General features: G+C 64.4%; 17 protein-coding genes. 4 read left to right on the forward strand and 13 right to left on the reverse strand.

The annotated features are described in order from the left end of the window. Window positions 1-231: 231 nt before the first annotated feature. From QYQ98_RS00005 to QYQ98_RS00055, 11 genes are all read right to left on the reverse strand, one after another. Entirely contained in the window at window positions 232-834 is a 603-nt protein-coding gene (locus QYQ98_RS00005) for a cadmium resistance transporter (RefSeq protein WP_302006735.1), read from the reverse strand. Further along, window positions 831-1,190 carry a helix-turn-helix transcriptional regulator gene (locus QYQ98_RS00010; protein WP_071345784.1) on the reverse strand — a complete coding sequence of 120 codons (360 nt, stop codon included), beginning with the start codon at window positions 1,188-1,190 and terminating at the stop codon, window positions 831-833. Before QYQ98_RS00010 ends, QYQ98_RS00005 begins: the two co-directional genes overlap by 4 nt. A gap of 240 nt (window positions 1,191-1,430) precedes the next feature. Further along, on the reverse strand, window positions 1,431-1,637 hold the full coding sequence (locus QYQ98_RS00015) for a hypothetical protein (protein ID WP_302006736.1): 207 nt from the start codon (window positions 1,635-1,637) through the stop codon (window positions 1,431-1,433). 207 nt (window positions 1,638-1,844) lie between these two features. Then, window positions 1,845-2,204, reverse strand: a complete 360-nt coding sequence (locus QYQ98_RS00020) for a VOC family protein (protein WP_302006737.1) — start codon at window positions 2,202-2,204, stop codon at window positions 1,845-1,847. A 79-nt stretch (window positions 2,205-2,283) separates the two neighbouring features. Beyond that, window positions 2,284-3,174 (reverse strand): DMT family transporter, encoded by an 891-nt coding sequence (locus tag QYQ98_RS00025; RefSeq protein ID WP_302006739.1) that lies wholly within the window; start codon window positions 3,172-3,174, stop codon window positions 2,284-2,286. Between the two features lie 117 nt (window positions 3,175-3,291). Further along, window positions 3,292-3,972 carry a CPBP family intramembrane glutamic endopeptidase gene (locus tag QYQ98_RS00030; protein WP_302006741.1) on the reverse strand — a complete coding sequence of 227 codons (681 nt, stop codon included), beginning with the start codon at window positions 3,970-3,972 and terminating at the stop codon, window positions 3,292-3,294. A gap of 116 nt (window positions 3,973-4,088) precedes the next feature. Beyond that, window positions 4,089-5,705: an alpha/beta fold hydrolase gene (locus QYQ98_RS00035; protein WP_302006742.1), complete on the reverse strand. Its 1,617-nt coding sequence runs from the start codon at window positions 5,703-5,705 to the stop codon at window positions 4,089-4,091. Window positions 5,706-5,915: 210 nt separating this feature from the next. Beyond that, a complete protein-coding gene (locus tag QYQ98_RS00040) occupies window positions 5,916-6,554 on the reverse strand; it encodes a lactate utilization protein C (protein ID WP_302006743.1) in 639 nt (212 codons plus the stop codon). Beyond that, complete coding sequence (locus QYQ98_RS00045) at window positions 6,554-8,155, reverse strand: LutB/LldF family L-lactate oxidation iron-sulfur protein (RefSeq protein WP_302006744.1); 1,602 nt, start codon at window positions 8,153-8,155, stop codon at window positions 6,554-6,556. Before QYQ98_RS00045 ends, QYQ98_RS00040 begins: the two co-directional genes overlap by 1 nt. Further along, window positions 8,152-8,937: a (Fe-S)-binding protein gene (locus QYQ98_RS00050; protein ID WP_302006745.1), complete on the reverse strand. Its 786-nt coding sequence runs from the start codon at window positions 8,935-8,937 to the stop codon at window positions 8,152-8,154. Before QYQ98_RS00050 ends, QYQ98_RS00045 begins: the two co-directional genes overlap by 4 nt. Window positions 8,938-9,046: 109 nt before the next feature. Then, window positions 9,047-10,723 (reverse strand): L-lactate permease, encoded by a 1,677-nt coding sequence (locus QYQ98_RS00055; protein WP_302006746.1) that lies wholly within the window; start codon window positions 10,721-10,723, stop codon window positions 9,047-9,049. A gap of 223 nt (window positions 10,724-10,946) precedes the next feature. Between QYQ98_RS00055 and argS the strand changes: the two genes are divergently transcribed. The 4 genes from argS (at window position 10,947) to thrB (ending at window position 16,415) form a co-directional block, all read left to right on the forward strand. Further along, window positions 10,947-12,614 (forward strand): arginine--tRNA ligase, encoded by a 1,668-nt coding sequence (argS, locus tag QYQ98_RS00060; RefSeq protein WP_302006747.1) that lies wholly within the window; start codon window positions 10,947-10,949, stop codon window positions 12,612-12,614. A gap of 57 nt (window positions 12,615-12,671) precedes the next feature. Continuing rightward, on the forward strand, window positions 12,672-14,027 hold the full coding sequence (gene lysA / locus QYQ98_RS00065) for a diaminopimelate decarboxylase (RefSeq protein ID WP_302007768.1): 1,356 nt from the start codon (window positions 12,672-12,674) through the stop codon (window positions 14,025-14,027). An 81-nt stretch (window positions 14,028-14,108) separates the two neighbouring features. Continuing rightward, window positions 14,109-15,461 carry a homoserine dehydrogenase gene (locus tag QYQ98_RS00070; protein ID WP_302006748.1) on the forward strand — a complete coding sequence of 451 codons (1,353 nt, stop codon included), beginning with the start codon at window positions 14,109-14,111 and terminating at the stop codon, window positions 15,459-15,461. A gap of 24 nt (window positions 15,462-15,485) precedes the next feature. Beyond that, window positions 15,486-16,415, forward strand: coding sequence for a homoserine kinase (thrB, locus tag QYQ98_RS00075; protein ID WP_302006749.1), 930 nt, complete (start codon window positions 15,486-15,488; stop codon window positions 16,413-16,415). 105 nt (window positions 16,416-16,520) lie between these two features. Here the strand turns inward: thrB and QYQ98_RS00080 are convergent, their stop codons facing one another. Continuing rightward, window positions 16,521-17,663 carry a glycerol dehydrogenase gene (locus QYQ98_RS00080; RefSeq protein ID WP_302006750.1) on the reverse strand — a complete coding sequence of 381 codons (1,143 nt, stop codon included), beginning with the start codon at window positions 17,661-17,663 and terminating at the stop codon, window positions 16,521-16,523. A 48-nt stretch (window positions 17,664-17,711) separates the two neighbouring features. Beyond that, the gene (locus QYQ98_RS00085; protein ID WP_302006751.1) at window positions 17,712-19,466 is read right to left on the reverse strand and encodes a long-chain fatty-acid--CoA ligase; all 1,755 of its coding nucleotides are present in this window, start codon (window positions 19,464-19,466) and stop codon (window positions 17,712-17,714) included. Window positions 19,467-19,552: the final 86 nt, after the last annotated feature.

Raw genomic sequence — 19,552 nt, forward strand, 5'->3', positions numbered from 1 at the left:
TCGTTCGGAGGGGTCATTTTTCTCTTCTAAAACGCCGTTCCTGCTCGGGTTGTCGCGCCTGATTGTTTACGAGCGCGGACCCAGCCGCGGAAGAGTTTCCGTACTCATCCCGAGCTCGCCGGCGATGCAGGATATCGCACCGCCAGACGTGTGAGGGTCAGCTTGCCCGTGCGGCACCAGTTCGATGGCGCGCTGCTTCCGGTCGGGGCCGTTTGGAACACTGCCGCTACGTCAGAGCCCGAAGGCTCCGCCGCTGACGAGGATCACGATGCCGAGGCCGATGAGAACGATGGGAAAGAGGATGTGCTCCCAGCGTTCGAGCACTTCCGCGATCGGGGGGCGGGTGGCGACGAACTTTGCCAGGGCCACCAGGACCGCAACGAGCGCGAGGAAGATAACGCAGTAGGCGACCACTGCGAGAGGTTCCACGCTAAGGAATACAGGGGTGTAGACACCGATGTTGTCGCCACCGTTGGCAAAGGTGACGCCTGCGACTGTCCCCACGCCGACCTTCTTGCCGGCAACCTTGGCCTCGTCGTCATCGTCATCATCGTCTCCGCGCCAGGCCTCCCATGCGGCCCAGAGGCCGATGCCCAGAGGGATGAGACCAAAGTATGGGATGGCTGCCGGGGGCAGAAATGCTCCGGCACCGATGGTCACAAGGATCGCGGCGCCGAGGATGCCGGCAAATCCAAGGTACTGGCCGGCCAGAATGCGGGCGGTGGTGCCGCTCTGGCCTGCCCCTCGCGCGAAGAAGAGGGAGAGCACGATGATGTCGTCGATGTTGGTAGCTGCGAACAGGCCTATCGCCTGCAAGACCGTGGTGAGGATCATGCGCCCTCCCCAGCTACGTCGCATCCGGGAAGCGAGCAGGCGGGATCTATGCACGGGGCGTCTTCGTCTACTGCCAGGGTGGCATCGACCAGCGTCGTCAGCGCTTGCGCCAGGTGCGGATCGGCGATCTCGTATCGTGTCCGACGCCCCTCGGGCTCGGAGACGACGATCCCGCAATCGCGCAGGCATGCCAGGTGGTTGGACACATTCGGGCGTGTCAGGTCCAAAGCTCGAGCCAGTTCCGCCGGGTAAGCGGGATGGTCGAGCAGGGTCAAGATGATCCGCGATCGAGTGGGGTCGGCTAGTGCACGACCCAGGCGGTTCATCACGTCGAGACGTGAAGCAATAGTCAGCATGCACTGAACTATACAGTGAGCGCTGAACATGTCAAGTCCGATGTAGCGGCGTAGCAGTGTGCGCTGCTCATGAGACAGTGGAAGTGGAAGAGATTCCGGCAAAGTTCCGAAACAGCGTCGCCAAATCAAGGTTCGTGCCGTTCGTGAACCGGGCGTTGTTCGGGAAATCCGAATTCAAGCGCGAATAAAAGACCCGAAAGACCGAAACTCGATGACGTCGTCGTCTTGAACCGGGAAGGCTCAAACAAACTTATCGACCTCACCCGTAGCCTCGCCTCGATTCCCGTTACCAGCGAGAAAGCCTCCGGGGTTGACGATGACGTTCTTGCACGAATTATCGACGACCAGAGCGAGCTTCAACGCCTGCACAAGCGAGACCCCGAGGCGATCCAGGTACTCGTAGAAACAGAGAACTCGGCCGCTGAGATCAAGGAACTGAAGAACCATCGCGACGTCGTTAACACTATGCAATCGTGGCTTGACGACCACGAGGTGTCATCAGTCGCGACATTGTTGACATAGGAGTCGCGACATGGTGGACAAACCGGTGTCTTGGTGTTTATTTTTCCAAGGCGCCGGTTTTGGTTTTAGGTCAGTGGGGGTTCCTGACTGTCCCGTTCCAGTCGTTTGCTTGAACCGGGTAGCTGGCCGCAACTAGTCAATCGGGGCGACGCGGATGAAGTTGCCGTCGGGGTCGGCGACGATGAAGGTGGTGCCGAAGACTTCTTCGTACGGTTCGCGGAGGACGGTCACACCTTTTCCTTCCCATTTTTCAAAAGTCGGAATGACATCGTCGGCGGGAACATTGAGGCACACCTCGGTGGTGCGGGTGCCCGCGGCTTCAAGGGCGTCGGAGTTTCCGGTCCACAGAGCCAGGGACACGCCATCCGCCAGCGCAAACGTGACGTAACGGGGTGAGGTGAAGGCGGATTCCAGGTCGAGGAGATCGCGGTAGAAGTCGACGGATACGTCGATGTCGGAGACGTAGACGATGAAGACGATCTGGCGGTTCACGGGTTGCTCCTGGAGTCGGGGACGGTATTGCCAGCATATAAGACAAGGGACCCAACGGAGTGGCGCTCATTCTTCACGTTCATTCCTGCACCTGCGCCCTGACAGCGGAACCGCCGGCCTCGTCGCGGGGCGTGGAGCGCCACGTGATCACGGCGCCGGCGAGCGAGACCATGGGGATGCCTATGAGCATGCGGGCAGTCAGCTCGTCGCCCATGAACAGCCAGCCGAGGAGCGACCCGAGCACGGGATCAAGAGCAAAGAGCGTGCCGACGACCTGAGCCGATGTGAGCCGCGCCGCCAAAGTGTCGGCGACGTAGGGGATCACCACACCGATGAGTGCGGCGAGGGTGAGGATGAGCCAGGAGTTGGGGGAGACGTCGATAAGCCTTGGCGCCGCAATGGGGAGAGTGACAAGCCCTGCGACCGCGACCGAAATGGCGAGGTCGGCGAGCCCGCCGCCCTCTGCCTTGCCCACGCGTTCCGCGAAGACGGTGTAGGCGGCGAAGAATGCGCCGGCGAGGAAACCGTAGATGAGACCGACCGGGTCAATGCCGGACGATGGCCCCGCGATGAGCACGACCCCGATGAAGGCGATCATTGCCCAACCGCGCTCAGCCCAATGCTTGAGGCCCAGAAAGGAGACGACGCACGGGCCGAGGAAATCGAGCGTGACTACCACGCCCAGCGGAAGACGGTCGACCGCCGCGAAGTAGAACTGGTTCATCGCGGCCATGGCGATCCCGTAGATCCCCGCGTTGATCCAGCGCTGCCGCGTGAAGGTGCGCACCGCCGGACGGAACGCCACGAGCATGATCACCGCGGCGACGACCAGACGGAACGTGGACACAGTCACGGTGCCCAGCTCCGCAAAGAGCGTGGACGAGACCATCGCCGAAGCCTGGATGCCCAGCGAGCCGACAAGCACGAGCGCGACAGGCCGCAGATCCACCGTATTGTTCGTGTGCGCCACGCGCCGCCTCCTCGTTCGGGGTCACTGGAAGAAAATGGCCCCGCGCGCTGCAGAGAGGGCACAGGGAAACGAAACACATCGTATTCCCGGCGTATAGGCGGGGCAGAGCAGGGTGGCTTACACGCCGGCGAGGACGATCAGCTGCACCAGGATGTTGTTGCACATGTGCAGGATGAAGCCCGCCCACAGCGAACGGTGCCAGCGGGTCACCAGCGCGAACGCGAGACCAGCGAAGAACGTGTAGACGATGGCGGCCGGTGCGATGTGCATTAGTCCGAACACCAGCGAAGTCAACAGCACGCTGGCGGCCGCCGGCATCACGGTGTCCAGGTACCCCATGAGGAGGCGGCGGAACACGAGCTCCTCCAGAAACGGGCCGATCAGCAGATACGCACCCAGTGTGAACAGGACGAACGCGCTGCCTGCACCGACCGGACTCGACGGGTCGGATGATTCGACACTGAGCAGCGGGGCGACAATCGACGTGCAGGCCGCAGACGCGACGATCGCGAGCGGAACCTGCCACACAAGATGCCATCCGCGCCTACCCAGCGGCCGGAGCCCGAGCGGGAGCCCGCGGCGCTTCATGTACACGACCAGCGCAACGGTAGGAATCGCCAGAGCAAGGATGACCAGCACCGGCAGGAGCGACCTGACCATGCCGCCGAGGTCGAGGCCCTTCAAGCCGAATGCAGAACCGATCAGCAGCGCGTAGACCGCCACCATCGCGACGACGCCGACGAGCATGTCCTTCAGTTGCGGGCGGACGCTCAGCGGATCCAGCTCTCTGTTATTCATGAGGGCACAGCTTACGCGTGGCAGTCGCCTCCGGTCGACAGTCAACAAATGACAGCAGATCGGCCCACACCCCTCCAGCCGGAAGGGACGGGCCGATCTGTGTGTGAAGAGCAGGTCTACCGCTGCTGGTTGAAGTAGCCGGGCGCGTCGAACTGGGTGATCTTGCCGGTGCGCAGGTAGTCGACGACGATCTTGTCCACGGTGGCGTTACCGCGGGCGACGTGTCCGTGGCCGGGGCCGTGAACCGTGACCAGCTGCGTGCCCATCTCGTGGTGGATGACACCGCGGCCGGAGTAGGTGGTCTGTGGGTCGCCGGTGGAGTTGATCTGCAGCGGGCGCGTAGTCAGAGCAGCACCGTTCAACGGCAGACGACCGGTGACCGGGGCAGCGCCGTTGCAGGCCATGCCGCTGGAGATCAGCGCATTCGGGGCGGTGAACACATCCTGCGACATCTGGTTCGACCAGAGTGTGCGCGGGATCAGCGCGTAGTTCGGCGGAGTGACGTTCTCGTTGCAGATCTGCACGAATAGCAGGTTGGTGCGTGCGCGCTCTGACTCGACGATTTCCTTGGTCATGGCCTCGGAGAAGCCGCCCTCCTGTTCACCGAGGGTGCCGTTGGTCATGCGGGCGAGCGTGTCCCAGTCCCCCGGGGAGGGAATGATCTGCTTCGCCGCGCCGACGAGCGGGGATTTCAACTGGGTCGCGCCCGGCTTGAGCATCCGGCTGACAATGCCCTCGGCCTCGACGCGGACCTTGCCCGTCGCAGTGATTGCGTCCGCACCAGCTTGGCCGGCGAACTCCAGTCCAGGCGGGAGGTCGCCGACACGTGCCGGCGGCGGCACCACCGTCGGGTTGGTCCCAGACTGCTCCACGACCTTGGCGGACCAGTACTGGTACGCCTTCAGCGGGGTGTCGCCCATGTGGTAGGTGGCGTCATTGCGGGCGATGAAGTCAAAGTAGTCGTGCAGCGCGCGCTCGTAGCCGCCCTGCTGCTCGTTGACCAGGTCGTTCCACTGCTGGTCGGGGTTCATCGCGGAGTCGAGCACGACCTTTTCGGTGTGCTGCGGGTACATCGTGGCGTAGGCGGAGCCGAGGTAGGTGCCGTAGGACAACCCCATGATGGAGATTTTGTCGTAGCCGAGTGCTCGGCGGACGGTCTCCCAGTCGCGGGCGTTGTTCTCGGTAGTCAAGCTTTCGGGCAGTCCCGGGTTGCCCTTCTGGCACATCTTCCGGGAGGCGGCACCGGCGTTGACAACGTTGTCGATTTCGCTGCGCACGGCTTCAAGCTGGTTAGCGGGCGCTTCCGGCTCGCAGTTCAGCGGGGTGGAGTGGCGCAGACCGCGGGGCTGCACGGCAACCATGTCCCACTCGTTGCGGATCTCTTTCGGCCACTGGAACCCAACGGCGTTCGAACCGACGTAGGTGTAGCCGTCCCCGCCAGGTCCTCCGGGGTTACCGAAGAGGACGCCGCGCTTTGCCGACGGCTGGGCGGCGGGGACGCGGACAAATCCGACGGAGATCTCCGGGCTGTTCGGGTCGCCGTAACGCATCGGCACCGGAACGCGGCCGCACTGGGCACCGGGAGCATCGACGGTGGCCGGGCACGGTTCCCACTTCACGGCGGGAGCCGCGGGCTGTGCCTGCGCGACGGTGGACGCCGACGGAGCTACTGAGAGGGCCGCAGCCGCAACGGCAGCTGCAAGAAGTGAACCGCTTGTGTGTTTGTGGGCCAAAACTTTAGGCGTTTTACGGCGGAACAATGTGCGGCCTCCCAGGAAAGCGGAACGTTCTATATAGGTCTGTTTTGCATAATAACTGCTGCGCGCGACAAGCGCGGCACGGGAAAATGACAGCAGATCGGCCCGCACCCCTCCAGACGGAAGGTGCGGGCCGATCTGTGTGCGCGTGAAGCGCGCGGCGCAGCTTATCGACGCCAGCCGGCGCTAGTCGACGACGATGACGATCAGGTCGCGGGGACCGTGCACGCCCTCGACGCGGACGAGCTCGATGTCCGAGGTGGCCGACGGGCCGGAAATCAGCGTGGTAGGCAGCTCCGGGTTGAGCTTGGCAAACATCTCTGGAACTCCGTAGACCACCGAATCCATGCGCACGATGCACACGTGACAGTCGGGAACCAGGCTCAGCGCGCGGCGGCCGCATTCACCCGTGCCGCCTTCAGACTGGAGGCAGATGGTGCCGGTCTGAGCGGAGGAGACGACGGATCCGGTGACCACGGCGTCGACGTCGTTAAGCTCACGCGGGTTCGTCGTGACATCGTCCGGCACAGCGTTACCGTCGAACGCGTCGAACAGTGCGGCATCGAGGCCCTGTGGGTAGCGGATCTCCTTGGCGTTGCGCTCGCGCAGGATGTCCACGATCGCGCCGCCCAGCTCGTCCGCGGAGACAGTCTTGACGTCTGCCTTGTAGTCCACGAGACGGTCGATGAGCATCTCGCGGAGCTCGTCGCGGTTCAGCGGGGACTCGGTGCGGTAATCGTGGGCGTGCTCGACGCTGGCAGGAGAGTCGGCCAGCTTGTGCGCGTTACGGATCCGGGCGAGGATGTCTTCCTTAGCGGTACCCATTACTGGTCCTCCTTGCGGTTGTAGCGGGTCCAGGACTCCTCAGGGTCGGACTCGGCAGCAGCGGTGCCCAGGTGGTCCGGAGCAGTGTGGGTTTCCACGCCCTTCGCGCGGGCCTCGGAGAGCAGGGACTTTGCCTCATCCGTCTCGAACCACTGACGGAAGGACTTCTTCGGCGGCACTGCGACATCGCGGTAGTCCGTCCAGCCCGAGATCGGCGGCGGCATCTTGTTGATCACGCCGTTGAAACCGCCGAGGATGCGGCCGGCAGCGACCATGCGCACCGACTTGTCCCACAGCTTGGAGTGACCCCACACCTGGCCGATGGCGGAGAACATGGCGCCCTCGATCGCCGGACGGTGGTTCTCCACCTTCTGGTGGCGCATCTCCAGCAGGACGTCGGTGATGGGGATCTTCACCGGACAGACTTCGTCGCAACGCCCGCACAGGGAGGACGCGTACGGCAAGGACGCGGTGACGTCGTCGGCGGAGTCCATGCCGGCGAGCTGCGGGGTGAGGATCGCGCCGATCGGGCCCGGGTAGACCGAGCCGTAGGCGTGGCCGCCCGCGCGCTCGTAGACCGGGCAGACGTTCAGGCAGGCGGAGCAGCGGATGCACTTCAGTGCCTCGCGGCCGATCTCGTTGGACAGGGCGGCGGTGCGGCCGTTGTCCACCAAGACAATGTGGAAGTCCTGCGGGCCGTCGTTCTCCGTCACGCCCGACCAGATCGAGGTGTACGGGTTCATGCGCTCGCCTGTCGACGACCGCGGCAGTAGCTGCATGAACACACCCAGATCCTCGTAGGAGGGCAGGATCTTCTCGATGCCCATGACGGTGATCAGGGTCTCCGGCAGGGTCAGGCACATGCGGCCGTTACCCTCGGACTCGACGATGGAGACCGAGCCGGTCTCCGCGATGCCGAAGTTGCAGCCGGAAATGGCCACCTTGGCCTTCATGAACTGCTCGCGCAGGAATTTACGGGATGCCTCTGCAAGCTCAGCCGGCTCCGCGGTGAGGTCCTGGCGGGCACCCGGCATGTTCTGGGTGAAGATGTCGCGGATCTCCGCACGGTTGCGGTGGATGGCGGGGACGACGATGTGGGACGGGAAGTCGTCGCCAAGCTGGACGATGAGCTCGGCGAGGTCCGTCTCGCGTGCGTTGATGCCGTTTTCCGTCAAGACATCGTTCAGCGCGATCTCCTGGGTGGCCATCGACTTGATCTTCACTACATCGGTCTCACCGGTCTTCTTGATCAGGTCGGTGACGATCTGCGACGCTTCCTTGGAGTCACGAGCCCAGTGGACATGGCCGCCGCGCTTGGTCACGTTCTCCTCGAACTGCTCCAGCAGCTCCGGGAGGCGGGCGAGGGTGTCGCGCTTGATGGTGGAACCAGCTTCACGCAGTGCTTCCCAATCGTCGAGCTCGTCGACGACGCCCTGGCGCTTCAGGCGGATCTGCGTGGTGGCGTAGTTCAGGTTGCGGCGCTGAGTGGAGTTGTTCAGCTCAGTCTTGGCGTTCTTCTGGAACTTGTCGTGTTCGCGGAAGTGCCCCAGATCGCGCGGGGCGTGGGGCGGCATCGTGGGGTTACCCAGTCCGACCTTCACAGCATCTTCTCCTTCGTGTAGGCCGCGGATTCCGGCGTCCACGGATTCTCTCGGGTGGAGGCGAGAATTTCGGCGATGTGGATGGCGCGGATGCCCGTGTGCTGGCGGGACATGGCGCCGCCGATGTTCATCAGGCAGGACGAGTCACCGGCGGTGACGTATTCGGCCTTTGTGTCCTTGATGTGGCGCACCTTGTCGGAGACCATCGCGGCCGAGGTGTCGGCGTTTTTCACCGCGAAGGTGCCGCCGAAACCGCAGCATTCCTCGATGTTCTCCAGCTCCACGAGCTCCAGGCCGTCGACAGCCTTGAGCAGGTCCGTCGGGCGGTCGCCGACCTTGATGAAGCGGCGGGAGTGGCACGTGGAGTGGTAGGTGACGCGGTGCGGGAAGAACGCGCCCACGTCGGTGGTGCCCATCACGTCGACGATGAACTCGGAGAGGTCCAGAGTCTTCTTGGTGGTTTTCTCAGTGCCGGCGACGAGCTCCTTGGAGCCGTAGCGCTCGGCGATCCGCGTGTGTTGCTCGCGCACGGCACCGGTGCAGGAACCGGACGGGGTGACCACGTAATCGATGGAATCATCGGCGAAAGCGTCGACGTAATTCTCGATCATGGGCACCGTTTCCTTTTGGTACCCGGTGTTGATGTGCATTTGCCCGCAGCAGGTTTGCTCCGGGGGGAAGACGACCTCGCATCCGAGTCTGGACAGAACGAGAGCTGCCGCCTTGTGTGCATCGGGGAAAAGAGCGTCACCGATACACGTAGTGAACAGGGCTACGCGCACTGCTGGTTCCTTTCTGGGTAGGTTTTTGCCAGCTGCATGTAAGACAGTAGTCAGAGTACTGCCTCATACCGGTGACGCTACTCTTAAATCGCCCGGAACGCCGATGTGGCTAGGGGACCATGGGGGCAAGACCGCTGAGCAGGTTCGTCTGCAGGAAAATCAGCGTGCACACCGCGAGCAGGAAGCCGAAAGACCAGCCGACGACCTTCTTGAACAGTTCGGATTCCCGGCCTTCCATGTCCACCGCGGTGGCGGCGATGGCGAGGGACTGCGGAGAGATCATCTTGCCCACCACACCACCGGTGGTGTTGGCGGCGAGCATGAGGTCGGGGTTGAGGTCCAAGGAGTCGGCTGCGGTGACCTGGAGTTTGGCAAATAGCGCGTTCGCGGACGTGTCGGAACCCGTGACGGCCACGCCCACCCAGCCGAGGACCGGGGCGAAGAACGCGAATGCTGGCCCGAGGTTGGCAAAGAAGGAGCCGATGGACACGGTCTGGCTGGAGTAGTTCATCACGTACGCCAGCGCGAGGACCGTGGCGATGGTGAGCGCGGACCAGCGCATGCGCATGGCGGTGCCCACGAATTCCCGGCCGACCTGTTTCCATGTCAGCGGGTAGCGGCCATTCTCGTTGAAGATCATGTACGCCGCCGCCACGATGAGACCGGAGATGACCAGGAGGCTACCCGGGTTGTTTAGCAGCTGCAGCTTGTATTCGGTCCGCTGCATTTCCTCGCCGGTGGAGGTGAACATATGGCCGGTGATGTACGGCCACGGAATGGCGATGTCGGTCGACTTCAGCCAGTTCGGAATCGTGGTGCCCAGGTTGGCTAAGCCGAAGATGGACACGACCACGGCGTAGGGGAACAGTGCCCACCACACGCGGCTGCCGGTCAGCTCGTCGCCATCGTGACCGTGAACCTCCTCGAGGCCGAGCCGTTCGCGCAGCGCGGGCACCCCGACCGGCTTCCAGAACTGGAGCAGGACAAAAGCCGCTCCGAGGGCGACGATGCAGGCGACGACGTCGGTGAGCTGGTACGCGAAGAAGTTGGACGTCGCCCACTGCGCGATGCCGAAGGACAGGCCGATGGTGATCGACGCCGGCGCAGTCTCGCGGATGCCGCGCCAGCCGTCGATGAGGAAGGCGATGATGAATGGAACGAAGAATGCCAAGAACGGTGTCTGGTGGCCGACGATGGCGGCGATGTTCGCGGTCTGTTCGGCGGTCCGGTCGCCCACGTCGCCGGCGGTGGTGATCGGGATAGCCACAGCACCGAACGCGACCGGCGCGGTGTTAGCGATGAGCACGACCGACGCCGCGCGCAGCGGCGGGACGCCGAGCGCGAGAATCATCGTCGCGGTGATCGCCACCGGAGCGCCGAAACCGGCGAGGGATTCAAGCAGGCCGCCGAAGCAGAACGCGATGAGCATCGCCTGGATGCGCACATCGCCGTTGCCCATTTTGTCGAACACGAGGCGCAGGTCTTCGAAACGGCCGGAGGCGACGGTGATCTGGTAGAACCAAATCGCCGTGAGAATCACAAAGACAATCGGGACCAGCCCGTAGACGCCGCCGCGGAACACCGACGAGATGGCCATGACCACCGGCATCTTGAAGCCGAGAATGCCCACGAGCAACGCCACGAGGAGTGCCACAGCACCGGATGTGTGGGCGCGAGATTTCACTCCGAGGAGCATCACGAAGAATGTCACCAGCGGAAGCGTGGACAAGATGGCAGAGAGGGCAAGGCTGCCTGCCACTGCATCCGGCTGAATTTGGTAGGTCATGAGAAGACGGTTCTTTCTCTTTCGGGGGATGGGGGAGCCCATGGGTGGCGGACCCTTCCCATTTGTTCCGGGAAATTATGGCATTATCACCGCTCCGCGGTGCAAAACCGGGCCGAAATTCATCTCGGCGGGTGCCCCCCGGGCGGCGGGAGCTGCGGCGCGGGCTCGGCGCATTCTGACTGAGTTTCTGACTGTGCTCAGGCGCTGCTCTACACTTCACCACATGACCCCAGCTGATCTTGCCGCCACTGTCAGAACCGCCGCATTGGACGCGCTCGCGGGCCGCGACCTACCGGACGGAGCGACTGCCGAATCCATCGTCCCTGAAACGGTCACTGTCGAGCGCCCCCGGAATCCGGAGCACGGCGATTACGCGACGAATGTCGCACTCCAGGTAGCCAAGAAAGCCGGGATGAATCCGCGTGAACTCGCGCAGTTGCTTGCCGACGGTTTGTCGTCCCGCCCCGAGATCGACTCCGCCGAGATCGCCGGCCCCGGCTTCATCAATCTCCGCTTGGGCGCCGCCGCCACCGGCGGCATCGTCTCCGGGATTCTCGAGCAGGGGGAGCGTTACGGATCGTCCTCCCTCTACAACGGCGCGAAGATCAACCTCGAGTTCGTCTCCGCGAACCCGACCGGCCCGATTCACCTGGGCGGGACCCGCTGGGCAGCTGTCGGTGACTCTCTGGGCCGCGCGCTGGAATTCTCCGGCGCCGAGGTGACCCGCGAATACTACTTCAACGACCACGGCGGGCAGATCGACCGCTTCGCCCGCTCGCTTGTCGCGGCGGCGAAGGGCGAGCCGACTCCGGAGGACGGGTACGGCGGGGAATACATCGGGGAGATCGCGCGCGCGGTCGTCGATAAGCATCCCGATGCTCTTGACGGCGATGCCGCGACTGTCCAGGAAACCTTCCGCGCTGAGGGCGTGGACATGATGTTCGAGCAGATCAAGCAGTCGCTGCACGATTTCGGCACCGACTTCGACGTGTTCTTCCACGAGAATTCGCTGTTCGAGTCCGGTGCCGTGGACCGCGCCATTCAAACGCTTAAGGACAACGGCAACCTGTACGAGGCTGACGGCGCTTGGTGGCTGCGCTCCACCGATTTCGGCGACGACAAGGACCGCGTCGTGCTCAAGTCGGACGGCGACGCCGCCTACATCGCCGGCGATATCGCGTACGTGGCCGACAAATTCGACCGCGGCCACACCCTGGCCATCTACATGCTCGGCGCGGACCACCACGGCTACATCGCCCGTCTGCGCGCCGCGGCACAGGCTCTCGGTTACGACCCGGGGGCGGTGGAAGTGCTCATCGGCCAGATGGTCAACCTGGTGCGCGACGGCGTGCCGGTGAAGATGTCCAAGCGCGCCGGAACCGTGATCACCCTCGACGATCTTGTGGACCTGATCGGCCGTGACGCAGCCCGCTACTCGCTGGTGCGCTCGTCGGTCGACTCGACGTTGGACATCGACCTCGACCTGTGGGAGAAGCAGTCCAACGACAACCCCGTCTACTACGTGCAGTACGGGCACACACGGCTCGCGTCGATTGAGCGCAAGGCGGCTGAGGCGGGTGCCACCTCCGGCGGTGCTGATCTCTCCCTGCTCACTCACGAGAAGGAAGGCGACTTGATCCGCACCCTCGGCGAGTTCCCGGCAGTGGTGAAAGCCGCCGCCGAGCTGCGCGAGCCGCACCGCATTGCGCGCTACGCCGAGGAGCTGGCCAGTGTCTTCCACAAGTTCTACGACGCGTGCCAGATCCTGCCGAAGGCCGGGGATGCTCCGGAGCCGATTCACTCCGCACGTCTGGCTCTGGCGTCCGCATCCCGCCAGGTGCTCGCGAACGCCCTGCGCCTGCTGGGCATCACTGCGCCGGAAAGGATGTAAGGCATGCTCGATCCGGTTCTGAACACCGCGAACCTGTCGCGCGATGACTTGCTGCGCATGCGGCACAACGAAGAGGGCTGCTTCAACGACCTGCCCGCCCACGTGTGGCCGCGCAACGCGCAGCGGCACGAGGACGGCACCGTCTCCATTGCCGGTGTCCCCTTGACGGAGGTAGCCGCGCAGTACGGCACACCCGTGATGGTCGTCGACGAAGACGACTTCCGCTCCCGCTGCCGCGATATGGCCCGCGCTTACGGCGACCCCGCCCACGTGCACTACGCCGCGAAGGCGTTTCTGACCTCCCGTATAGCTAAGTGGGTGGCTGAAGAAGGCCTCGCCCTCGACGTGGCCAGCGAGAACGAGCTGCTCATCGCTCTGGCCGCAGATTTCCCGGCGGAGCGCATCACCGCCCACGGCAACAGCAAGTCCGATTCCTTCTTGCGTCGCTGCGTGACCAGCGGCGTCGGCCACGTGGTCATCGACTCCCACCAGGAGCTCGACGCGCTGGAGCGCATCGCCGGGGAAGAAGACGTGATCCAGGACGTGTTCATCCGCGTCAAGCCCGGTGTGGAGGCGCACACTCACGAGTTCATCGCCACCAGCCACGAGGACCAGAAATTTGGGCTCTCCCTCGCGTCCGGTTCCGCGTTCCGCGCCGCCGAGACCGCCCGCGCTGCCGCGAATGTGCGCCTGACCGGCCTGCATTGCCACGTCGGATCGCAGGTCTTCGACGCCGAGGGCTTCAAGCTCGCCGCCTCGCGCGTGCTGAGCCTGTACGCGAAGATCTACCGGGATCTGGACCTCCAGCTCGACTACCTGGACCTAGGCGGCGGCTACGGCATCGCTTACACCGTCGAAGAGGAGCCTCTCGACGTCGACGCGGTCGCCCGCGACCTGCTCCGCGCCGTCCGCGACGCGGCGGGGGATTTGGGTGTTGCTCCGCCGACGGTGATCGTGGAGCCGGGGCGCGCCATCGCTGGCCCCGCGGCCGTCACGATCTACTCCGTGGGCACCGTGAAAGACGTCCACGTGACCGACGAAGCCACCCGCCGCTACATCGCCGTCGACGGGGGAATGAGCGATAATATTCGCACCGCGCTCTACGGCGCCGAATACGACGCGCGCGTGGTCAACCGCCACACCGCAGGCGCGCCGCACGCGACGCGCTTGGTCGGGTCACATTGTGAATCCGGCGACATCCTCATCAATAATGCCCTCTGGCCTGATGATATTGCCCCCGGCGACCTCATCGCTCTAGCCGCCACAGGTGCCTACTGCTTCTCCATGGCCTCCAACTACAACTGCTTTGGCCGCCCCGCCGTGGTGAGCGTTAGGGACGGCAAGATCACCCCGATGGTCCGCCGGGAGACAGTGGAGGACCTACTTGCGCGAGAGGTTTTTGTAGACTCTTAGGGCATTGCGTCCCACCGCGGCCGCCTTCCCCGCCGACACCCCGGCTGGGTGAACGGCCGCAACCTACGACACAGGAGAACCATGACTGCGTTGAGCGCCGAAGGAAGGAACGGAAACTACCCCGGTAAGGGCATCGGGCAACCCGTGGGGGTCGCCGTCCTGGGGATGGGCACCGTCGGAACCGAGGTGCTGCGCCTGATCAACGAGTTCTCCAGCAACCTCGAAAACCGCATCGGCGGCCCGATCGACGTCCGCGGCGTGGCCGTGTCCGACCTGAGCAAGAAGCGCGAGGTACTCGACTCCTTCCCGGACATTACGCTGACCGACAACGCGCGTGAGCTCATCGACCGGGACGACATCGACGTCGTCGTCGAGGTCATCGGCGGCATCGACTATCCGCGCGAGCTGGTGCTCGCCGCTCTGACCGCGGGCAAATCAGTGGTCACCGCCAACAAGGCGCTCATCGCCGCACACGCCGACGAGCTTTCGGACGCTGCCAATGCCGCCGGCGTGGACCTCTACTATGAGGCCGCCGTCGCCGCCGCGATCCCGGTCGTGGGCATGCTCCGCCGCTCGCTGGCTGGCGACCAGGTTCAGCGCATTTCCGGCATTGTGAACGGCACGACGAACTACGTGCTGGATGCCATGGCAACGAGCGGCATGACCTACGACGAAGCTCTCGCCGAGGCCACCCGCCTGGGTTACGCGGAAGCCGACCCGACCGCCGACGTAGAGGGCCACGACGCCGCCTCCAAGGCCGCGATCATGGCATCGATGGGTTTTCACTCCCGCGTCACATACGACGACGTGCACGCCGAGGGCATCACAAATATCACCGCCGAGGACATCGTGGCCGCGGCAGAGGCTGGCTTCACCATCAAACTGCTCGCCATTTGCGAGAGGCTTATCGACGACGCCGGGCAGACCTCCGTCTCCGCCCGCGTCCACCCGACGCTTGTGCCGAACGATCACCCGCTCGCCACCGTGGACAAGTCCTTCAACGCTGTGTTCGTCGAGGCTGAGGCAGCCGGCCGATTGATGTTCTACGGCAACGGTGCCGGCGGTGCCCCCACCGCATCCGCTGTGCTCGGCGACCTTGTCGGCGCCGCCCGCAACAAGATTCACGGCGGCCGCGCCCCAGCGGAGAACCCGTACGCGCACTACCCAGTGGCCGACTTCGGCGACGTGCCCACCCGCTACCACATCGACATGTCCGTCGTGGACCGCGTCGGTGTGCTGGCCGAGATCTCCCGCCGCTTCGCCGCGCAGGACATCTCTATCTCCGCGGTGCGCCAGGAGGAGTCCGGCGAGGATTCCCGTCTGATCGTGGTCACTCACGAATCCCTCGAGCGGAAGCTTTCCGGCATCGTTGAGGAACTCCGGGAGATAGACGAGGTCAAGGCCATCAACTCCGTTATCCGCCTAGGCGCGTAGCGGGGGAGTAGAGAAGGACGTCTTGTGAGCATTGATCTGGAAGTGGGCCTGCGCGCCCGCGTGACTGTTCCCGGCAGCTCCGCGAACCTGGGCCCGGGCTTTGACACCCTCGGCCTAGCCGTGGGCATCTACGACACCGTGGAGGTCGAAGTCACCGGCTCCGGCCTCGAGGTGGAGATCTTCGGCGAGGGCGCCGAGGACCTGCCCCGCGATAGTTCCCACTTGGTGGTCAAGGCGATCAACTCCGGCTTGCATGCCGCCGATGTCCACGCCCCGGGATTGAAGGTGACCTGCCACAACAACATCCCGCAGTCCCGCGGCCTGGGTTCGTCCGCGTCCGCGGCGGTTGCGGGGGTTGTCGCCGCCAACACGCTCTCCGGCAGTCCGTTGAGCACTGATGAGGTCATTCAGCTCAGTTCCGCCTTCGAGGGGCATCCGGACAATGCCGCCGCCAGTGTGGTCGGCGGGGCGGTGGTGTCGTGGACGGACATTCCCGTCGACGGTGTCTCCCAGCCCGAGTACCGGGCCGTGCCGCTGACAGTGCACAAAGACATCATCGCCACCGCGCTCGTGCCCGACTTCCACGCCTCGACGAATGCTGTGCGCAAGGTCTTGCCGTCGCACGTCACGCACACCGACGCGCGCTTCAACGTCTCCCGCACCGCGGTCATGACGGTGGCGATTCAGACGCACCCGGAGTACCTGTGGGAGGGAACGCGCGACCGCCTGCACCAGCCGTACCGCGCAGACGTCCTGCCGGTCACGGCCGAGTGGGTGAACCGTCTGCGCAATCGCGGCTACGCCGCCTACCTATCCGGTGCCGGCCCCACCGCGATGGTGCTGTCCACTGAGCCCGTCGACGCAAAGATTCTTGACTCCGCCCGCGATGACGGCCTCCGAGTCCTCGAACTCGATGTCGCCGGGCCCGTCACGGCGGAGCTGTTGCGGGTCTAGGAACGCAAGAGGATAGAAGACCCGAGAATCTTTCTCAAAACACGACATCGCCCCGCACCCAGCGCTGAGCTGGGGCGGGGCGATGCGCCGTGGATAAGCGAAGGCTTAGTGCTCGGCGACGTACTTGACGGGCTTGGGCAGGCCGCGCTCCTCGCGGACGCGGCGGGAGATGCGCTCAAGCGCGACGAGGGACTCCACGACCATTTCCGGGGTGACCGGGAACGGCATGTTGTGGATGGTCTCCTCCTCGGCGGTGGCTGCCTTGGCCACGGCCTCGAGCTCCTCGGTGTCCTCCGGGGAGAGACCGACCTCGGTCAGGGTGTTGGGCAGACCGACCTTGGTGGTGAACTCAATGAAGTCCTCCAGCTCCTGTGCGTCGGCGCCCTCCATGATCAGCTGGGCGCAGGTGCCGATGTTGACCTTCTGGCCGTGGGACAGACCGTGAGTCTGCTCGGCGGCGGTCAGGCCGTCGTGAATGGCGTGGGCCGCGGCGAGACCGCCGGACTCGAAGCCTAGGCCGGACAGGAGGGTGTTCGCCTCGACGACTGCCTCGAGTGCCGGGGTGACTACGCCGGAACGGACTGCGTCGAGGGCCGCCAGGGCGTTCTCCCACAGGATGTCCCAGCTCAGCTTGGCCAGTGCGGCGCCGGCGCGTGTCGGGTGGCCGCCGTTCATGGTGGTGCCGTTGCCCTTGGCTGCTGCGCGGGCCTCGACCCACGTTGCCAGGGCATCGCCAATGCCAGCCACGAGGAACTGCTCCGGCGCACCGGCGACGAGCTGGGTGTCGATGAGGACGACATCCGGGTTCTTCGGGAAGAAGCGGTACTCGTCGAAAGCGCCTTCCTCGGTGTAGATCACGGCAAGCGTGGAGGTCGGTGCGTCAGAGGAAGCCGCGGTGGGCACGCTGGCCCAGACGATGTCGGCCTTGAATCCAGCTGCCTTGGCGGCGTCGATTGCGGAGCCGCCGCCGATGCCGACGATGATGTCGTGGCCGTTTTCGTTGATCTTTTCCACTAGATCGTTAACGGCCTTGGCGGTGGCGAACTTCTCGAAGCTGACGCGGTTTACGGGAAGGCCTTCGGCTTCAAAGCCCTCGGTAAGCTGCTTCTCGACGATTCCCCACACCGTGTCGTCCGACACGAGCAACGGGTTCTCACCGAGCTTCTTCAGGTGCTCGCCGAGATCGGCGATCGCACCCTTTCCTTGGATGTAACGGGACGGACTAGAGAAAATGTCGTGTTGTGCCATGCCTTCAACTGTACGCGAATCTCGCGGATCGTGTTTTCGGCGGACGAACTACTCCGCGGCGGGGGCGGCGGGGTTCCCCTCGCCGGCAGCGCGGGTGCCGGGCCCTGGGAGGGTGATGATGTCGAACTCGTCTTTGGCTAAGTGCGAGCGCAAGTCGACCTTGTCGAATTTGCCCACCGACGTCTTGTCGATGGAGCTGACGAATGTCCAGTACTCCGGCGCCATCCAGGTGGGTAGCTCGCTGGCGAGGTCCTTGCGCAGCTTCTTGGCCAGGTCGATCGTCGGGGTGACATCGGCGTGCAGCACCGTGACCGCAAGAGGACGCTCACCCCATTTCTTGTCGGGGTAGCCGATGACGGCGCATTCAACGACCTCGTCGGACTCCATGATGAGGTTCTCCAGCTGGGCCGAGTAGATCCACTCGCCGCCGGAGCGGATGACGTCGCGGGAGCGGTCGTAGAGCGTCATGAACCCGTCGGAGGTCACCGTCCCCACGTCACCGGTACGCAACCAGCCGGCATCGGTGAACGAGTCCTCGGATACTGGGACAGGTTCGCCGCGGAACGTGGACACGCGCTCGGCTGCATCAGGATTGGCCGGCCAGTAGTAGGAGCCGGTCACCATGTTGCCGCGGACGTGGATCTCTCCGTCGTTGCGGTCGGTGCGGGAAACGATTCCGCCGTCGTTGACCACCCGGTACTCCAGCCACGGGGCGAAACGGCCCTGCGAGATGCGGTACGCCCAGCGCCGTTCACCGGACGCGCCTGACGGCGGACGCGCCACCGTGCCCACCGTCGATGTCTCCGTCATGCCCCAGACGTGAATGATGTCCACACCGTAGCGTTCCTCCCACACCTTGATCAGTGCAGGCGGGGCGGGGGAGCCACCGACGTAGATCTCCGTCAGGGACATGCGCTCCGGCGGGTTGTGCAGGTAGTAGACCATGAGCTGGATCCACAAGGTGGGCACTCCGTGCGCCACGCGCGGGTGGGTGCCAGCGATCAGCTTCGCCAGGGTCGGCGCTGACACATCCGAATCCGGAAGCACCAGGGGAGTGCCGGCCAGAAACGCGCTGAAGGGGACGCTCCAGCTGAGTACGTGGTAGATCGGGATGCAGCACAGGAAAGACTCGCCGTGGGTGATAGCTAGCGAATCGGTCGCACGCAGGCTCATCGCCGTCAGCCAGATCGACCGGTGCGAGTATGCAATGCCCTTCGGCGGACCGCTCGTGGCAGTGGAGTAGCAGATCGCCGCCGCAGTGTTCTCGGGGAGTTCGGGCCAAGGGTAGAGGGTGGACGAGCCGTCGAGAAGCGATTCGTACGAGAAAACCGCAATGTTCTCGGGGACCTTGCCGCGCAGCTCGTCGATGTCGCCGAGGCCGGTGAAACACACGGCGCGCACCGTCGGGCACGACCCCAGCAGACGTCCGAGCTTCGTTGCGAGACGCGGGTCCGAGACGATGACCTCGATCTCCGCATGGTTGACGATGTACGCGATCTGGTCTTCGAGCAACTGCAAGTTCAGCGGCACGAACACCGAACCTTTCGCCGATGCCGCGAACATCACCTCCAGGTGCTCCGCGCAGTTATACATCAACGTGCCGACGCGCTGGTCCCCGTCGATGCCGAGGCGTTCTTCCAACGCATGCGCGAAAGCTGCCGCCCGCGCCCCCACCGCAGCGAACGTCGTCTCCTCGGCCTCACCCGAGCGCCATGTGGTCACCTTCGTGGAACCGTGGACCGAAGCCCCGTATTCGAGGATGCGGCCGACCGAAAACGGCACTTCCTGCATGGTGGAAAGCATGCGGTTCACTCTACCGTGGGCTCTTTGGCGCGGGTTGGTGAACCGCCTACGGCGGGTGTCAGCTACACTGTCGGACAAGATCGTGA

It is taken from the genome of Corynebacterium sp. P3-F1 (assembly GCF_030503635.1).
Classification (GTDB): domain Bacteria; phylum Actinomycetota; class Actinomycetes; order Mycobacteriales; family Mycobacteriaceae; genus Corynebacterium.

Bases quoted from the DNA above. Each gene is read 5' to 3' on its own strand.
- QYQ98_RS00005 (WP_302006735.1), bottom strand. From the start codon at position 834: ATGATCCTCACCACGGTCTTGCAGGCGATAGGCCTGTTCGCAGCTACC.
- QYQ98_RS00010 (WP_071345784.1), bottom strand. From the start codon at position 1,190: ATGCTGACTATTGCTTCACGTCTCGACGTGATGAACCGCCTGGGTCGT.
- QYQ98_RS00015 (WP_302006736.1), bottom strand. From the start codon at position 1,637: ATGGTTCTTCAGTTCCTTGATCTCAGCGGCCGAGTTCTCTGTTTCTAC.
- QYQ98_RS00030 (WP_302006741.1), bottom strand. From the start codon at position 3,972: ATGAATAACAGAGAGCTGGATCCGCTGAGCGTCCGCCCGCAACTGAAG.
- QYQ98_RS00040 (WP_302006743.1), bottom strand. From the start codon at position 6,554: ATGGGTACCGCTAAGGAAGACATCCTCGCCCGGATCCGTAACGCGCAC.
- QYQ98_RS00055 (WP_302006746.1), bottom strand. From the start codon at position 10,723: ATGACCTACCAAATTCAGCCGGATGCAGTGGCAGGCAGCCTTGCCCTC.
- argS (WP_302006747.1), top strand. From the start codon at position 10,947: ATGACCCCAGCTGATCTTGCCGCCACTGTCAGAACCGCCGCATTGGAC.
- lysA (WP_302007768.1), top strand. From the start codon at position 12,672: ATGCGGCACAACGAAGAGGGCTGCTTCAACGACCTGCCCGCCCACGTG.
- QYQ98_RS00070 (WP_302006748.1), top strand. From the start codon at position 14,109: ATGACTGCGTTGAGCGCCGAAGGAAGGAACGGAAACTACCCCGGTAAG.
- QYQ98_RS00080 (WP_302006750.1), bottom strand. From the start codon at position 17,663: ATGGCACAACACGACATTTTCTCTAGTCCGTCCCGTTACATCCAAGGA.
- QYQ98_RS00085 (WP_302006751.1), bottom strand. From the start codon at position 19,466: ATGCTTTCCACCATGCAGGAAGTGCCGTTTTCGGTCGGCCGCATCCTC.